Raw genomic sequence first — 16,597 nt, 5'->3', positions numbered from 1 at the left:
ATGCATCGACAAACGGATGACGTTCCAGGCATATCGATATCCGACAACGCGGTTTCACAAGCTCCTTTACGGCCATGTAGGGCGAACTCCGTCGTGAACGTTATCCTGGTGGGACGGATTTCGCTTTGCCATTCCTTGTTTCAAGCAATGAAGTGGTACCTAAGCGTGGCGTCCGAGCTATCCTCTGGTAAGAAATTCGATGCCATCGAATTTCAACGCGTTCGTTTCGACGATCAACCTTTGGCCATCGATGCTCGCAGCGAGGCTGTAGGGCACGATCACGAGGTAAAGCTTCGAAGGGTCGGTTTGGCCCGATGCGACCAGCGCGTTCGTAATGTCGAAGGTGTCGGAAGCCTTCCGTGCGGGTGAAGCCGCTCCGTGACCGGCATGCGCTGCGCTGGAAGCGGCCGGGTTATCGCCATCGTGACGGAACAATGCGATGGATCCCAGGAAGCTGGGATCGGAGCGCCTCGGCTTTGTTGACTGATCGGCGACGAGATGCACGTCGAATCCAGTGGATGTGACGGCACTCAGATCGATGCCGTTGATACGCAACAATATCCGCTTGGTCGGCGAAGCAGCGGCCGACGCGGCCCGAGCGGCGGCGACGGGTGGGCGCAGCTTGTCGGAAACCGCTTCGACGGACAGACGCTCGGGCATAAGGCCATTGACTGCGGAAAAGCTATCGATCTTGGCGAAGGAAGTGAGGCTGGCCAGCAGTGCAGGAGTGGGGCCGGGGATGGGATCGGGCAGCTGAAGCGGTGCTTTCGAGAGGTCTTCAGATTTGAAGGAAACGCCGAGCGACCGATAATCGAAATACTCCTTGCGGCTCTTGCCGACCTCAATAGGCTTGAGCTGACCGTTCTCCAAAGTGACATCGTAGAAGTGCCAGGGACTATCGTCGAACCAGTCCTGGGGCGGGAAATGGCCCCAGCTCTTTCCCGGCATGCACGACCACTCGGCCCACAGACGATCGAGATTGGAGTGATGCACGTAGAAGATCGGGTCGAAGCCAGCCGTCGGCGGAAAGGCCATGCCGCCGGCGATTGGCTCCTGAGGAATCGGATTTGCGGGATCCGCCGGATTTGGCAGCGGCGGTCTCGGGATGAGGCCGCCCACCAAGCGATGGATGGGATCGTGGGGAAAGCTTTCGAGTCTTCCACGGGTGCTTGAGTCCTCGTCCGCTATGCCGCCGGCCAATCCCTCGCGCTCGGTCTGTCCAAAGAACAGGACAGAGTCGCGTGCCGGTGCCCAATCGACCGCTTCGGGCGTGAGTTGGGAATACGGAAGATTGTTTCCCGACCAGTGCTCCCAATCGGTGAAATATACATTCCGCTGCGGATGATAGAGCGGATTGGAGTCGTCTCCGTCGAGCGGCTGGTCCAGCTTTCTGGTCCCGAACTCTCGGGGAAACCGGTAGTTCTCGGGGCGGAAGTAGTCCCAATATGGAAGCGAGAAACGCGGCTCCCCGGTGTGGGCTCGAAGGATCCGTTCGAAATAGTAAGTGTAGGCCCGATGCCAAGGTAGGAAATTGGCCGATGGCTGGCCGAAATGGGGACATTGATTCCAAAACTTCTTCTGGTCGACGTTGATGAGATTCGCGTCGCCCGCCGCTGCGTTCTGAATCAGGTCGAGCGTGACGCCGTGGATCGAAGCCTGGAAAAACCAGCTGAGGGGATCGGATGGTTTTCGCGCCTTCATGGCGCGCACTCCGCGCCGCAACGCCTTCATCAGATCCACGTCCTTGACGAATTCATCGAGAGGAATTCGGGTCGGAATTTTGTCGTTGGTGATGTCCTGCGCATGGGAAGTGCGAGCGGCGAGGCTGACGATGGCCGCGCCGGCGAGCTGGAGCGAGGTCCGGCGATTTACAATCATGGTACACCTGCGAATTCGACGATCGACCCTTGAATATACTTTCGGGTCGGTCCTAGATAGCTCGGCAATCCCCTAGGACTACTCGGTCCCTTGAAGAGCGCCTGCGCAATCGCCGACTCTGCTTGGACGTCAGCACATCGCTCAAGCACGTGCTCGTCGGGTGCCCGAAAGGCCCGCTATGCCCAGGATTGGGAGGGCGGTCATCGCGGCTGGCAGCGCGACGTTCTTTCCGAATAACTCATGGTGGCTGCGGGCTGGCAAAATCTTCGGTGCATCGTCAATACGGTCGACGCGCATTGATGACAACGTTGCCGCTCGGAGCTCAGCGAAGGATGCAGGTTCGCTGCTGGGTTTTTGAAGTGGTAGGTGCAGGGACCGCTCAGGCCGAACGCCAGAGCGGCCGCTCGAAGCGTCTCTTTGGCGAAGTGCTCTAGTCGATGAAGGGCATCTTCTGGGAGATCGACATCGACTCGACGCCGGGATCGCGTTGCAGACGCTCCACGTCCCCGAAGGCTATCTCGGCTGAAAAAATCTGGTTCGAAATTTGAGTGCGAGGGGTAACGAAGGCGGGACGCTTGGCGCCCTTTCGCAGCTTGACGAGGACCTCCACCTTGTCGGTGCTGCTGCGAGTTTGGGCAGCAGAGCCGGCCGGGAGGCTCTCGAGCTTCTTGAGCGATTTGAAATCAATGGGCATGGCGGTTGCCTCGTGCACACGTACTATATGAAGTAGCGCGGAACCGTTCAAGGACCGTTAACGCCTGGACAAGCATATCGTTACTGCTCAACCGCGGGATGACCAAATGGTTGCTCCTGATCATATTTTGATTGCGGAGCCGTTCGCCCGCCCGGCGCCGTAGAAGGCGTCGTAGCCGCCTTGCTGGATTGCCGGAGGGTTGAATGAGGCCGTTTCGGCGAGCTTTCCGCGGATGTCCGAGATCTTTAGATCGGTGCCTTTCCGGCTCGCCTCAGACAACATCAGAGCGATCAGCCCCGTGACGGCCGGAGCAGCCATGCTGGTGCCGGACTTCTTGGTGACGCCATCGCCGCTGCCGGACATCGCGGCCCAGACGAACTGGCCCGGGGCCGAGACTTCCGGCTTGTTTCGGCCGTCCCGTGTGGGCCCGCAGCTCGAGAACGACGACATTGGAAAGGATGGCTTGTGTCCATCGTAGCTTGCCACGGTAATCGTTTCGAAGCCGGTCGACAGCGACCCTAATGTGTGAGTGGGGACGGCAACCGTGAAGCTCGCCTGCTTCCGATCCTTGCGTTCGAGCCAGGCGTGGTAGTCGACCGGATTTTCGTCAGCTGAGGTGATCTCGATGATGTAGTTGGCGTCCGAAAGTCCCTCCGCAACCCAGATGCCTATCATGTTGGCGCCGTTGTTAGGATCGTTCAGCCGACTGCTTATGAAGATGAAGATGTTGTCGTCGCCGACCGGCAGATTGCCGCCGGGCTGCACCGGACCGAACCTGGTGCCGTCGGGCGCAACGAGAGCGACTTGCAGTCGACGTTCGCCGGGATACCAAAGCTCGAATTCGCCGCCGCCCGAATTCTGCTGGCGCCATTCGATTCTGTGAACGGCACCTGGCGCCACCGTCGCGCTGGTGTGAATGCCATCGGTTTGTGCATTTCCTGCAGCAATGACGATTGCGCGGTTCGGTTTGTCGCGCAGCAAGGTGTCGAGGCCCTGCTCGACCAGCGTACTCCCGTCGTGGGGACCGCCATTCGTGCCCAAGCTGAGGTTGCAGACGCAGGGGCGGTCACCTGCGGTGTCGAAGACGAATTTGACCGCCTCGAGCATCTGCACCGAATCCCCGAAGCTGCTATTGACCGTTGCGTAGCCCTGCCACGCGACGTCGGTCGCGGCGGCCTCCACGAAGACGATGTCGGATTTCGGAGCTACTCCCGGTACGCCGGACCCGTTTCCGTTGCCGGCGGCGATGTCCATGACGTGGGTGCCATGCGTGCCGCCGGGTTCGTCACTCGGACCGTATCCCAGAAAGGCGTGGGAGTTGCTCTGTTTGAGGGCCTCATCTATTTCCGCGCGCGAGTAGACCGCGCCGTAAGCGGCGGTATCGGTCCCGCGCTTCTTACCGCTTTGATTCCACAGTGCGAGCAGCCGCGTCTTTCCGTTCTTCTGACGGAAATTGCGATGTGCGAAATCACATCCGAAATCGACGATGCCCACCACCGTGCGGCTGCCACCATCGGGCGCTGTGTTCTTGGGAAGCTTGGCCGGTGCGACCTCCATTGAGGCGACTGTTGCCGCCAGCGCGCGGTTCACGATCTGAGATGCCTTCAGGCTTGAAACATTTTCTTGTGCTCGCACCGCTTCCACGCGCTTGACCGGGATGCGGCCCGTCACGATCCATTCGCCTGCGCTCGTCTTGCCGATCCTTTCGCCAGGATCGACGTCCGGCATCGACTCCCAGGTCTCCGCCGATTTGACCCTGGCTACGACTGCGATCTCGTCGCCTGCGGTGGAGGCGAGCGTAGGACCGACCTTGCCGGTCTGGAAGTTTGCCAAGGCGAGCTGCAGGCGTGGATCCATTCGGGACGAGACGTCGAGCTTGAGCGCTTTGAGTTCGTCGAACCGATGTTCCGTCGTCCCCGAAAGCTGAGTCTTCACACGATCCGACGACTGATCCGATGTGGGTAGCAGGGAGCCGAGGGCGCTCGCGGGTACGGTCGACGCCGGGATCAGCGTGGTCGTCGGCAGGATGTTCGAGCCTTCCGTAAGAGCGAAGGCGAAGCGCCCTGGCTCCTGAGGCATGGCTTGCTCACGCGGCGTCCTCTTTGCTGTCCCACGGGCCTTCTTCGCCTTGGAAGCGGTCTTGCGGGCGGCACGCTTGCCCTGCGCCTTCGTCGTTTTCTTCGCCATGCGATTCCCTCGTATCCTCAAGCCCGTCGGCACGCGAACAATTCGGACCGCCGCGGTTGGGGCGCAACTAGGATAAAGCCTAGGATGCCACTAGCCGACGTGGAAGACCGCGGAGTGAGAACCGAGCGACGAGGGGTTCAAACTCAGGGTTTGCGGATCCACGCGCGTGAGCAGGCTGCCGGGAAGACGAATCGCGCGGATGCGCTCGACATCGTTCAGTCCGTCCTGGATGCTCACGATGACCTCTCCAAGCTTCGACAGATTGCCCGTATAGAGAGGGGGAAGGCTGAATTCGACCATCCAGAAACGATCTTCGACCGGGTCCAGCTTGGCGAGCGTATCGCGGTCGAGACGCGATTGGTCGTGAGCTCTCGCGCCCTTCAGATGCTCGAGGTAGCGCGACCTGTCCATGAGAACCGACCTGAGGATCACGACGTCCTTCCTCTCGGCTAGGTAATTCAGCCAGTAATTGTCGGAAACGTCCCGAACGACGCGTTGCCGCAACAGGTGTCGAAGAATGGTCGCTGCGATCGTCTCGGCATGAACCGAGCTGATAGCGGGCTGGGGGAGTACGCCGATGACGCAGTTGATCTGCATATTGGCGCTGCGCAAGAACGATCGGGCCCCGAGGGAAAGATAGGGTCCCAAATTATCGTCGTGGATCAGAAAATGGTCGATCCAGGAACTGCTCGGAAGATACTTTGCCGATTTGGGCCCCGAATAGGCGCGCACAGCTTGCGGATGCCATTGGTCGGGATTCCGCGAATGCCCGAACACCGTCACGACGTGTCCTGCTTCGCCGCGGGTGGTGAAGCCAAGAAGGGCCATATGGCCCGAATCAATGAGCGCGGCGAGCTCCGAGAGATAGGCGTCCGGCTTCATGTTCGTGAGAAGGGCGGCGGTCATGCCTGAAGCGTTGATGACGTCCGCTATCTGACCCGTGTCGAGCGAGCCCAGCGGCCCCTGCACCTTGAGGATCTCGTTGATGGTCCGGGCACTGACTTGCAGCGGATCCTGCCGCGGCGATCTTAGCGCCATCCTCAGACAGGAATGCGCGCAGACGTGAACGGTCTCGTTCTGTTGGCAGTATACGACAGCGCGGATCAAGAATGCCCGGGACAGGACCTTGCAAACGAAATCGCCCTCGGGACGTACGATGGTGCTCGGAAAGCCGTAGCCGCGCGCGACCGAGACCGTCTTGGGTGGGGAGAGAATGGCTTCGAAAACGTAGCTGTGAGTGAAGTTGTCCTGCCCGGGTGGCTTGTAGTTGATCAGTATGGCTTGGCAGAGGAGGGTCGCATCGCACGTCTTCGTCAGACGCTTCGTGCCTCTCGGAAGCTTCAGGAACGCGAAGGCCACCGCTTCGGCAGACCCTCCGCCGCCGCAGGCGTGATCGAGCGTGGAAATCTCGTGCGCAACGTCGGGTCTTGAGAGGGCGCTCTCCACCACAAGGTGGTTGGCCTGCTGGCGCCGGGCCAGCGTGCAAATTCGATGGAAGGGGTAGCGGTTGGATTGGCCGGCCCGCAAATACGGCTCGACGAGAGCCTGAAAGAAAGAGAATGGCGGAGCGCAGGATAATTCAGCCGACGGCGTCGGCAAGCCGCGCCATCGACTCATGCGCTACCAGGAACGTGTGCGGGGACCGCCGAGCGGGATGTTGAGGTCGGGATTGTCTTCCGAGCTTTGGATCCTGTTCAGATATTGTTTCTGGTCCTGCGTGAGGGTCGGCATCTTGATCGTGTGCCCAGACCCCTGAGGAGCTGGTCTGGACGATCCAGCTTCCCGTTTTGTGCTCTTGTCTTCGGCCATGACTCAAAATCCCTAGGCGCGGCCGGACACGGCGGAACACGGATGATCAGGCACGACGCCCTAGCACGTCGCCGACGTTGCTACAACGCCTGATTGCCCGCCGCAGCCTGACCTTGCATTCCCAGGCTCGACTAAGCCCGAGAATCATTAAGATTCGCCGGAATCTACGCCTGATTCGTTCGTTTTCAGAGGGGCGCGAGGCCCTGTGCGGACGAAAATGCAGGCTTTCGGCGCGAATATCCAGCCCCTTTATGCGGCGCCGGGCGGCGGTCCCAGGGGCAACCGGCTAGGCTGCCCTGCGACGGCCCATTTAGTGGCCCTTCGCGGGCCGTGCAGAGGCAATCGGCGCCGACGACCAGGTCTAATGAGCTGTTCCCGCGGCTGAAGGATCATCGCGGGTCGATCTCCGGGCTCACCTCGGGTGGCGAGCAGCAGATGACCGCAATCGGCCGCGCCCTGATGTCACCGCCGCGCCTCCTGGTGCTGGATGAGCTGTCGATGGGGCTTGCGCCACTGGTGGTCCAAGGCATTTTCCGGGCGCTGAAGCAACTCAATCGCGAGCAGAATCTCTCAATCCTAGTCGCGGAACAGAATTCGACGGCCGCGCTTCGTTTTTCGATCATGCGTCGTCCGTGAGAACGGCCGCAGCGTGCTGTCCGGCCCGTCTGACGCGTTGCGCAACCACGACGATATCAAGACGCTTTACCTCGGCGGCTCGCCGCAAAGTGACGTCGGCGAGAAGCCGCGTATCCATGCCGTAGCTTGACTTTGATCGACACAGGAGAGACTAGCCATGGTAACCCCCAATCTGGTGCGCAAGATCGATGAAGACGTCTATTCCCGACTGGGTGCCGCGATCGACGCGACCGTCAAGGTCAATGCCGATCGCAACGATCTGGACAGCCGCTTTCCCAGAGAGAACCTGAAAGGGTTGGCGCAAGCCGGCTGGACCTGCGAAACACGGTTTGGCGGCCTTTTTTAGCTTCCGGTCCATGTCATGGTGTGCGACGCCACCCATGCCGGTCAGAGTGTAATCGGCTTGCAAATTTTGACCCTTCTCGCGGCGCCGTTTGACGCGCATCGTCGTCGCAACTTTTGAATCGCCAGCTATCATTTCCGGTCTCGACGATGTCGCAGTGATGGGTCAACCGATCGAGCAGCACACCGGGCCATTCGCCGAAGGGGAGGTCACCGCTGACATCTAGCCTTCCTCACAACGGAGCCCCAATGCTGCGGTAGGTCGCGTTCACCCGAAGGCCATGCCTGCAATCCTCGCGACGACAGAGGAGTACGACGTCTGGATGCGCCCCTCGGATGAGGCGAAGGGCTTGCAGTGCAACGTCCGGATGGTGGCCAGGATCGTAGCAAGCGGCGAGAAAGAAGAACCGGGGTCCGCCGCCCAGGTTCCAAAAGGGGCAGCGGATCACATGGACAAGGCGCGGACGTGTCAGTTCGAAACCCTGCTGCGTGCTAATCGGCAGCAACGCTGGCGCGGCCGAAAGAATTCGTCTCGACAAAAACCAGCTCAATGCTGATGACGAAGAAAGCGCGGGCTCCGCAGGATGGGCCGTTGAACTATGTCCGTTCTATAAATGAAGCGGTTGATGCCCAAACGGCTGTCGTGGAGGTGCTTGAGGGCATGGCAACGCCGGTACAGGGATGTCCACCGGAGCCGAGCCTTCAACGACGGCTCTCGACCTTGCGCCGCCACCCAGTGGTGCAGCCAACTTAAGTCTTTTTGGGTCTAAGCCGCCAGATAGGCTATCTCAAATTCCAATTGAACTATCTCAAAATCCATGGCAATTTAGGATTGCCATGCGCCCCTTCAGTGGGAACCGCGCCAATGCAATCTGTGAGGACGAGAAATGCTTAGAAGCTGGGATGAGGCGATCGACCTCATCAGCGAGCGCATCGATGGGACGGCCCGACAGGTAGGCGAGGGATTTCCTCATTGGGCCGATCCGAATACCGGCATATGGCGGACGACCGAAAATGGGGATTGGACGGGTGGTTACTGGCTCGGAATGCTGTGGCTGGTTTCCCGCCATGGGGGTGGTGAGCGATATCGTCGCCTGGCCGAGACCGTTTGTGCGCGCCTCGCGCCGCGGGTGACCGCTGACACGGCCTTCAAAGCCGCGACCTTCTACTATGGCGCCGGACTGGGTTCGCTGCTTGCGGGGAGCGAGTCCGCTCGCGCGATGGGTCTCGCTGCGGCGAACGACCTCAAGCGACGTTTCGATCCTTCGCTCGGTCTGGTTCCGTTGGGAGCAAAGGCAGAAGAGGGCGCGCACGTCGGCGCGACGGCCAGCAGCATCGACAGCCTGGTGGTTTCCCTGTTGCTCTTCTGGGCGGCGCGGGAATCCGGTGACGAGGAGATGAAGGGCATCGCTACGCGTCACACAGCCAGGGTGCTCGCGCTTCATCAACGCGAGGATGGCGCCTTCATCCAATCCTCGAAACTCGACCCGAAGACGGGAGAGCTTCTGCAGCGCTACACCCACAAGGGTTACGGTGCAAACAGCGTTTGGGCGAGAGCACAGGCATGGGGCGTGTTGGGCGCGACGATCAGTTGCCTTTCGGGCGGCATTGACGAGCGCTTGCTTGCCGCCGCAACGAAGGGGGCGGATTGGTGGATAGACCACGTGCCCGCCGACGGCGTTTCGTACTGGGATTTCGATGACCCGGCGGCTCCGAACACCGAACGGGACACCGCTGCTACCGCGTTCATGGCGTCGGCCTTATTGAAGTTGGGCTCGATCGCGCCGTCCGAGAGCTTGCGTCGGAAATATCGCGACGCTGCGGAGAAGGCCGCGGCTGCGCTAGTGGGGGGCTATCTCACGCCGGTACGGTCCGACGACCGAAGGCACGTCGGCATGTTGGTCGAGGGGTGCTTCAACAAGAGAGAAGATTCCCGACCCGAGGATTTCATCAATAACGCCGAACTGATCTTCGGCAGCTACTACCTGTTTGAAGCGCTGCACATCCTTAGCGGTCGCCTACAACCGTCCGACCTTTAGGGAGCCCGGTAATGCGATTGATTCAATTCAATACTGCGGAGGGACGTCGGCAGGTGGGCGCCATCCTAACGAATGGTGCCGAGCCGGTCGTGGTCAGGAATGCGGCGAGCGTCCGCGACCTCGCACTCGAAGCCGCGCGTAGGGGCGCGTCTCTGGAACAACTTGTTTCGGAACGCGGGTTTGACCGAGAAGTCGACTACGATACACTCATCGCCGAGAAGAGACTGCTCCCGCCCCTTGATCATGTGGAGCCTTCCCACTGCATCATTTCGGTGACGGGTCTGACCCATCTCGGAAGCGCCGAGTCGCGCGACGCCATGCATGCGAAGTTGGCCGCCGCCGATCTCTCCGATACGATGCGGATGTTCAAACTCGGCCTCGACGGCGGCAAGCCGAGCCCTGGCACCATCGGGGTGCAGCCCGAGTGGGCGTACAAGGGAGACGGTTCATGGGCAGTGCCTCCTGAACATGCGTTGGGGTTGCCGTCATGGGCTGAAGATGGCGGAGACGAAGCGGAGGTCGTGGGCCTCTACGTCATCGGCGATCGGGGAGAAGTGCTGCGCGTGGGCTTCAGTCTTGGCAACGAATATTCCGATCACGTGATGGAACAGCGCAACTACCTTTATCTCGCCCATTCGAAGTTGCGGCAGTGCTCCTACGGCCCAGAGGTCCTTCTCGGTCCACTGCCCAATGAGGTTAACGGCAGCGTCCGCGTGACGCGGTCGGGCTCGACGGTCTGGTCCGGCAAGTTCATCTCAGGCGAGGACAACATGTCCCATGCGATAGGCAACCTCGAGCACCATCATTTCAAGTATCGTCATTTCCGTCGGCCCGGCGATGTGCACGTGCACTTCTTCGGTGCGAGCGTCTTGAGCTTCGCTTCAGGAGTGATGCCGCAGAGCGGCGACGTCTTCGAGGTGGAAGCCGAGGCCTTCGGTCGGCCGCTGCGTAATCCCATGATCGCCGACGAAAGGACGGAGCTCATTTCTGTTAAGGTCTTGTAGCGGGGGACGTGGGGCGTTCGCGACGCCGGCCGGCCACTTCACTTCGGGAATGGCCAGGCCGCGTTCCTCAAATCTGTTGAAAATCAGCAACTTCTCGCCCAAATTCGCGATCGCGAGCTGGGCTTCGGAAGTCGAGGTACTGTAAGATAAGCGACTACAATGAAAAAATGGTACCCCGAAATACAACCCGGCAACGCCCCCGCCTTTCTCCGTTTGCTTGAGGCGATCGAGAAGGACATTTCGTCAGGGACGCTTGCTAGCGGGACGAAGCTTCCGACACAACGCCACTTGGCCGAGCGTGTTGGTCTCAGTGTGGGTACCGTGATCAAGGCCTACGCGGAGGGGCAGCGCAGGAGCTTGCTCGTCGGTCACGTGGGGCGAGGGACTTTCGTCGCAGAACAACGACAGAACTCTCAGGCGCGCGGGCGGGTCGTCGACCTCAGCCTGAACATACCGGGTCCTTCCATCTTGCCGAAGGTCCTTGCCGAGAGCACCTGGACCTTTCCCAGCGACATCTCAAATTACGTCGGCTACCTTTCGCAATCGGGCGTACTCGACCACCGCAATCAATTTGCCAGGTTGTTGCGCGAGACCGGCTTCGACACATCACCCGACAATCTTGTCATCACCAATGGCGCGCTGCACGGTATCTCTCAAACTCTGAGCGCGATTTGCCAGCCCGGAGACAAGGTATTCGTCGAGGCGACCACCTATCACGGCATGAAATCCTACGCTCATTTCGCCAGGCTCGATCTGGTCGGGCTTGCTATGGACGAGGAAGGCCTCGTTCCGGACGCGTTCGAGAAGGCGGCGGCGTCCGGCGTCGCGCGCGTGCTGTTCACGATGCCGACCGTGCAGAGTTCGACCGCCGCGATCATGGGTGCGGCGCGTCGGCAGGAAATCGTTCGGATCGCGCGCAAGCACGATATCCTGATCATCGAAGACGATGCCTATGGCTTCCTTGACGAGGCCAGCGTTCCTTTGGCATCCTTGGCGCCGGAGCGGACGTTCTACGTCAACACGCTTTCCAAATGCCTGGCGCCCGGCCTCCGGCTGGGCATGCTGGTGGTGCCGGAGCAATACATTCCCCGCATTCATCAGGCCATGCGGGCAACTTGTTGGATGGCTTCCCCGATCTCATCCATGATCGCTTCTGAGTGGATCGAAAACGGCACGGCTGCGAGGGTTCGCCAGTCTCTGATCCAAGAGGCGAAAAATCGGGTTAAGCTCGCTTCGCAGATTCTGCGTCCGTACGTCCGGGCAGGTCATCCGACAAGCTTTCATGTCTGGCTCGATCTTCCGAGCCAATCCGTCGAACAGGTTGCCGCACGCGCGCTGCAGCGTGGCGTGATCACCACGCCCACGTCCGCTCTCCTTGTTGATCCGACGCTGATCTCCGGCTTGCGGATCTCGATCGGCGTTCCCGAGCGGCTCGAAGACCTCGAATGGGCCTTGCGGCAGTTGGCCGGTGCGCTTGAGATCGGCCACGCAGCGGACATGTCCATCATCTGAGACCGGAATGCGGCGGGCGCATTCCGGTCCGATTGCCGATGTCGGCGATCGCTATGCTTCAGACGGTCCCGTCGAAGGAATAGGACGTCTTCACCGTCGTGTAGAACTCGGCGGCATAGCGGCCCTGCTCGCGCGGTCCATAGGACGAGCCCTTTCTACCGCCGAACGGTACGTGATAGTCAACGCCCGCCGTCGGCAGGTTCACCATGATCATCCCGGCCTCAGCGTTGCGCTTAAAGTGGCTCGCGTATTTCAAGCTCGTCGTACAGATGCCGGAAGACAGCCCGAACGGTGTATCGTTCGCAATTTCGAGAGCTTCTTCGTAGCTTCTAGCGCGGATCACCGTCGCCACCGGCCCGAAGATCTCCTCGCGAGCGACGCGCATTCCGTTGTCAACGTCCCTGAAGAGCGCGGGAGACAAGTAGAAGCCGGGCGCATCTCGTTTCAACAGCTCGCCTCCGGTGACGAGCCTCGCGCCTTCATCCTGGCCGAGGCGGATGTAGCGTAGATCCTGGTCGAGCTGGCGTTGATCGACGACGGGACCGATATGCGTCCCGGTCTTACATGCGTCGTCCACGACGAGGGATATCATGCGTTTCGTCATCGCAGCAACAAAAGCGTCGTGGATGCCATCCGTTACGATCAGGCGAGACGAGGCGGTGCAACGCTGACCGGTCGAGAAAAAGGAGCTGTTCACCGCGCATTCGACGGCAACGTCGATATCAGCGTCGTTCAGCACGACCATGGGATTCTTACCGCCCATCTCGAGTTGAACTTTCTTCATTGGATCGGAGGCCATGCATGCTCGGGCGATGTGTTTTCCCGTCGAGACCGAACCCGTAAACGAGATGGCCGCGATCTTGGAACTCTTCAGCATGGCTTCGCCTATGATCGAGCCGCGCCCCATCACGAGGTTGAACGCTCCCGACGGAATCCCCGAGCGGGCGATGATCTCGGCTAATTTGTGTGCCGATCCCGGCACCAATTCCGCCGGCTTAAATACGATGGTGTTTCCGTAGGCCAGTGCTGGAGCGATCTTCCAGGCGGGGATTGCGATCGGGAAATTCCAGGGCGTGATAAGCCCGATGACGCCCAACGGCTCTCGCGTGATTTCGACGTCCACGCCCGCACGAACCGACGGCGCGTTCTCACCTGCGAGGCGCAGACATTCACCGGCGAAGAACTGGAATATCTGTCCGGCGCGCGTGACCTCGCTTATCCCTTCCGGGAGTGTCTTGCCTTCCTCACGAGAGAGCAGACGTCCGAGTTCCTCCTTGCGACAGAGGATCTCGGTCGCGATCGCATTCAGGCAGTCGTGCCTGGTCTGGATGGTCGATCGTGACCAATTCCGGAACGCTTCGGATGCTGCGTTGATCGCTCGCTCGACGTCGATGGGTGACGCAAGCGCATAGTCCCCGAGAATGTCGTTCGTGTTCGAAGGGTTCACGTTGGGAGCAGCATCCGCTGCGGCGGTCCATTCTCCGGCGATGTAATTCAACGTCATCTCGTGTCCATCCATGTGGGAGGGGGCGCCCTGCGGGGACTAGCAACGGGCCAAAACCAAATTCCGCTGTAATTCTGTTTTCACTCAAATTGAGATATATCAATACAGAATTGGGCTGTAGTAATAATTGACCGCCCGGAAGATGTGCGGTAGCGTCCGGATGTCAGCTCGGTCGGCCAAGAACCCGTTCTAGGAGAGGATGCCCAGTGAACGCTCAACCCAACGACAAATCGCTCACGACTAAGACTGGTGCCCTGAATGGCATCGTCGTGCTGGAAGTCGGGATGGTGATGCAGGTTCCGCTGGCCTGCCAAGTTCTGGGCGACCTCGGGGCGGACGTGATCAAGGTGGAGCGGCCGCAAGGCGACATCACCCGCGGTCTCGACTTCGAAGCCACGCGCCTGGGCGGTATGAGTTCTTACTACGCAGCAATGGGGCGCAATAAGCGGCTGCTGTCGCTGGATCTCAAAAATCCGGCGGCGAAGGAGATCCTGCTTCAGTTGGTCGACAAGGCCGATGTCCTCATGCACAACTTCCGGCCGGGCGTCATGGAACGCCTAGGCCTCGGCTACGCCGAACTGAGCGCCCGCAATCCGCGACTGGTCTACGCCGCGGGCTTCGGCTTCGGCGAGAGCGGGCCTCTTGCTGATAGACCAGGCCAGGATATGTTGGCTCAGGCGTTCAGCGGAATGGCCCGCGGTGGGCTGCAAGACAACGAGCCGCCTCACCTGACCAATTCGCCCATCGTCGATTACGGCGCGGCCATGTCTCTTGTACAAGGGGTTCTCGCCGCTCTCATCGAGCGGCAGACTTCGGGCCGCGGGCAGATCGTCTCGACGTGCCTGTACGACGTAGCGCTCGCGATGCAGCTTTGCGAGGTCGCGAGTGAAAGCATCTACGGCACGAAGACCAATTGGATCAAGCAATCGATCTTCTTCAAGACGTCGGACGGTTGGGTGTCCGTGGTCATGTTGTTTCGGGACAACCCGCTGGGCCTGATGTGCAAGGCGCTGGAACTGCCGGACATCAGCACGCGACCGGAGCTTTCGTCTCTGAGTGGGCAGGTTGAGCACCTTTCCGTCGTCAAGGCACACTGTGAAAAGACGATTGCGGCGCTCACGACGGAAAAAGTGGTGCGAAAGCTGTCCGAAGTCGATCTGCTCTGCATGCCAGTCAATGAAATTGCCGACGCCGTCGCTCAGGAGCAGACTGCACACAACGGCATCATGTGGGACGTGGAAGTGCCGGGCCGCGGGACCGTGCCTCTCGTCGGCCTTCCAGTGCGTCTGTCGCGAACTCCGCCCGGGGTGCGCATTCATCCGGCGCCAATCGGCGCGGCCACCGACGAAGTTCTGTGCTCGTTCGGATTCAGTGTCGAGGCCATCGCCGAGGCGCGCGGCAAGAAAGCTTTCGGTTGATCTGGCACGGTCCTTTCACACGATCGGACTCAATGAAAATCCAATTGGAACCCGAGTACGCCCAATGACCACGTCGGACCTCGTCATCGCGACAACGCCGTCTCCGCATGTTCGACTGTTGAATATGAACCGACACGCGAAGCGCAACGCGCTGAGCAACGAGCTCATCGCGGCGATCGCTGGCGCTTGCCGAGCCGCCGTCGCCGACAAGGATATCCGTTGCATCGTTCTTACGGGCGGCGACGCGTTCTTCTGCGCCGGCGCAGACATCAAGGAGATGCAGCAGCGTGGATTCGAAGCCATCAACAATCCGGACAGGCGGAGCGATTGGCGGGACATCACGAACTGCGTGAAGCCGATGGTCGCGGCGGTCGAAGGCATTTGTTTCGGTGGTGGGAACGAACTCGCCATGCTCGCTGACGTCGTCGTGGCGGGCGAGAGCGCTCAGTTCGGGCAACCGGAGATCAACATCGGTGTCATTCCCGGTGATGGGGGTACGCAGCGCCTGACGCGTGTGGCGGGAAAATCTTTGGCGATGTTGATGGTCCTCAGCGGCCAGCCTATCTCCGCCCGGACCGCGCTGCAGGCCGGACTCGTTGCGGACATTGTCCCGACCGGGACGGCGACGGCGAGCGCCCTCGAGATCGCCAGCATCATCGCGCAGAAGCCGCCACGTTCGGTCGAGCTCGCGAAATCGGCAGTGCTCGCTGCCTACCAGACGCCTCTTGACGCTGGCGTGGAGTTCGAGCGCCAAGCCATCCGGGTCGCCTTCACGACCGCGGACCAGCAGGAAGGGATGGATGCGTTCTTCGAGAAGCGGTCCCCGAACTATCGGGGACGCTGAGCGCTTCAAACCGAACGCTCTAGGTCCGAGACGCAGGGCCCCACTTTATCCCGGGAAGTCAGCGACAAGTCATTCGGCCACAAGATATCGCGCACCATTGATGATGCCTACCTCCGCCGCGCAGTTTGATTTCTCGTTGATCGCTTTCGTGAACGTGTAGGTCGCGGTGACGGTTTCGCCGAGATGCACCCCACGCAGGAATCGCAGCCGATCGTATCCGTAAGACAGAACGGGACGACCGCATCGCCGTTCCGACGCCCGCCATCAGGCTAACCAGCAACGCGCCCTGGACGACGCGACCGCCCAGTCCGTTGTGGCCTGGGCAACGCTTCGTCGAGATTGATGAGAGTCCAGTGGGATGTCGGCGAACGCGATCACGTCGTCCTCTCCGATTCTCGATGGAGACGGATCTTCGAAATCAGAATCTCTCGCGTTGCGCGATGCGGCCCGATCGGCGCCGTGAGGTCTCCGCTCGCGCCTGGAGCGAGTGAATTCTCCGGAAGAGGCGAACGAAAGCATGTACCCCGGAGCAGCGGACCGAATGAGATATATCAATTTCTAGAAAGGATGAGCTGTGCGCTCAATTTTTGCCAGATTAATCAATCGACTAAGGAATTGATGATTATCGCCGAGGAGTAGACGAACTTCGATGCCCAAATTGTAGTGTGGCAATACGAAATTGATACGCTTCAATATTGACATTGGGCTATATGCGTGGTCTGCTCTTGAA

The 16,597-nt window shown here is 60.3% G+C and carries 11 protein-coding genes and 2 pseudogenes; 7 read left to right on the top strand and 6 right to left on the bottom strand.

The window, feature by feature from the left end:
• Positions 1 to 177: 177 nt before the first annotated feature.
• The 4 genes from AC0L3C_RS29010 to AC0L3C_RS28995 all read right to left on the bottom strand — a co-directional run bounded on the left by AC0L3C_RS29010 (position 178) and on the right by AC0L3C_RS28995 (position 6,358).
• Entirely contained in the window at positions 178 to 1,878 is a 1,701-nt protein-coding gene (locus AC0L3C_RS29010) for a tyrosinase family protein (RefSeq protein WP_473409626.1), read from the bottom strand.
• 430 nt (positions 1,879 to 2,308) lie between these two features.
• Positions 2,309 to 2,623 carry a hypothetical protein gene (locus tag AC0L3C_RS29005; RefSeq protein ID WP_473409625.1) on the bottom strand — a complete coding sequence of 105 codons (315 nt, stop codon included), beginning with the start codon at positions 2,621 to 2,623 and terminating at the stop codon, positions 2,309 to 2,311.
• Between the two features lie 69 nt (positions 2,624 to 2,692).
• A complete protein-coding gene (locus AC0L3C_RS29000) occupies positions 2,693 to 4,759 on the bottom strand; it encodes a S8 family serine peptidase (RefSeq protein WP_473409624.1) in 2,067 nt (688 codons plus the stop codon).
• Between the two features lie 90 nt (positions 4,760 to 4,849).
• The gene (locus AC0L3C_RS28995) at positions 4,850 to 6,358 is read right to left on the bottom strand and encodes a hypothetical protein (protein WP_473409623.1); all 1,509 of its coding nucleotides are present in this window, start codon (positions 6,356 to 6,358) and stop codon (positions 4,850 to 4,852) included.
• A gap of 573 nt (positions 6,359 to 6,931) precedes the next feature.
• Here AC0L3C_RS28995 and AC0L3C_RS28990 point away from each other — a divergent pair.
• Both AC0L3C_RS28990 and AC0L3C_RS28985 read left to right on the top strand, forming a co-directional pair.
• Positions 6,932 to 7,334, top strand: a pseudogene (locus AC0L3C_RS28990) (ATP-binding cassette domain-containing protein); the annotation flags it as partial.
• 27 nt (positions 7,335 to 7,361) lie between these two features.
• Entirely contained in the window at positions 7,362 to 7,550 is a 189-nt protein-coding gene (locus AC0L3C_RS28985; protein WP_473409622.1) for a hypothetical protein, read from the top strand.
• A gap of 13 nt (positions 7,551 to 7,563) precedes the next feature.
• Here AC0L3C_RS28985 and AC0L3C_RS28980 read toward each other — a convergent pair.
• Positions 7,564 to 7,767: pseudogene (locus tag AC0L3C_RS28980) on the bottom strand (ATP-binding protein); the annotation flags it as partial.
• 666 nt (positions 7,768 to 8,433) lie between these two features.
• On the opposite strand from AC0L3C_RS28980, the gene AC0L3C_RS28975 reads away from it, so the two are divergent.
• The 3 genes from AC0L3C_RS28975 to AC0L3C_RS28965 all read left to right on the top strand — a co-directional run bounded on the left by AC0L3C_RS28975 (position 8,434) and on the right by AC0L3C_RS28965 (position 12,101).
• Positions 8,434 to 9,585, top strand: a complete 1,152-nt coding sequence (locus tag AC0L3C_RS28975; RefSeq protein ID WP_473409621.1) for a hypothetical protein — start codon at positions 8,434 to 8,436, stop codon at positions 9,583 to 9,585.
• Positions 9,586 to 9,596: 11 nt separating this feature from the next.
• A complete protein-coding gene (gene araD1, locus AC0L3C_RS28970) occupies positions 9,597 to 10,589 on the top strand; it encodes an AraD1 family protein (protein ID WP_473409620.1) in 993 nt (330 codons plus the stop codon).
• Positions 10,590 to 10,748: 159 nt separating this feature from the next.
• Positions 10,749 to 12,101, top strand: a complete 1,353-nt coding sequence (locus AC0L3C_RS28965) for an aminotransferase-like domain-containing protein (protein ID WP_473409619.1) — start codon at positions 10,749 to 10,751, stop codon at positions 12,099 to 12,101.
• A gap of 58 nt (positions 12,102 to 12,159) precedes the next feature.
• Here AC0L3C_RS28965 and AC0L3C_RS28960 read toward each other — a convergent pair whose 3' ends face one another.
• Entirely contained in the window at positions 12,160 to 13,605 is a 1,446-nt protein-coding gene (locus AC0L3C_RS28960; RefSeq protein WP_473409618.1) for an aldehyde dehydrogenase family protein, read from the bottom strand.
• Positions 13,606 to 13,811: 206 nt separating this feature from the next.
• Between AC0L3C_RS28960 and AC0L3C_RS28955 the strand changes: the two genes are divergently transcribed.
• Positions 13,812 to 15,023: a CaiB/BaiF CoA transferase family protein gene (locus AC0L3C_RS28955; protein WP_473409617.1), complete on the top strand. Its 1,212-nt coding sequence runs from the start codon at positions 13,812 to 13,814 to the stop codon at positions 15,021 to 15,023.
• Between the two features lie 64 nt (positions 15,024 to 15,087).
• Positions 15,088 to 15,867: an enoyl-CoA hydratase-related protein gene (locus tag AC0L3C_RS28950; protein WP_473409616.1), complete on the top strand. Its 780-nt coding sequence runs from the start codon at positions 15,088 to 15,090 to the stop codon at positions 15,865 to 15,867.
• Positions 15,868 to 16,597 lie beyond the last annotated feature (730 nt).

The sequence above is a fragment of the Bradyrhizobium sp. WSM4872 genome, assembly GCF_055811715.1.
The sequence above is the reverse complement of the archived record's forward strand: the minus strand, read 5'-3'. Positions and strand labels throughout refer to the sequence as shown.

Excerpts from the sequence above, each read along its gene's own strand:
- AC0L3C_RS29010 (WP_473409626.1), bottom strand. The coding sequence starts at position 1,878 with ATGATTGTAAATCGCCGGACCTCGCTCCAGCTCGCCGGCGCGGCCATC.
- AC0L3C_RS29000 (WP_473409624.1), bottom strand. The coding sequence starts at position 4,759 with ATGGCGAAGAAAACGACGAAGGCGCAGGGCAAGCGTGCCGCCCGCAAG.
- AC0L3C_RS28985 (WP_473409622.1), top strand. The coding sequence starts at position 7,362 with ATGGTAACCCCCAATCTGGTGCGCAAGATCGATGAAGACGTCTATTCC.
- AC0L3C_RS28975 (WP_473409621.1), top strand. The coding sequence starts at position 8,434 with ATGCTTAGAAGCTGGGATGAGGCGATCGACCTCATCAGCGAGCGCATC.
- araD1 (WP_473409620.1), top strand. The coding sequence starts at position 9,597 with ATGCGATTGATTCAATTCAATACTGCGGAGGGACGTCGGCAGGTGGGC.
- AC0L3C_RS28965 (WP_473409619.1), top strand. The coding sequence starts at position 10,749 with ATGAAAAAATGGTACCCCGAAATACAACCCGGCAACGCCCCCGCCTTT.
- AC0L3C_RS28960 (WP_473409618.1), bottom strand. The coding sequence starts at position 13,605 with ATGACGTTGAATTACATCGCCGGAGAATGGACCGCCGCAGCGGATGCT.
- AC0L3C_RS28950 (WP_473409616.1), top strand. The coding sequence starts at position 15,088 with ATGACCACGTCGGACCTCGTCATCGCGACAACGCCGTCTCCGCATGTT.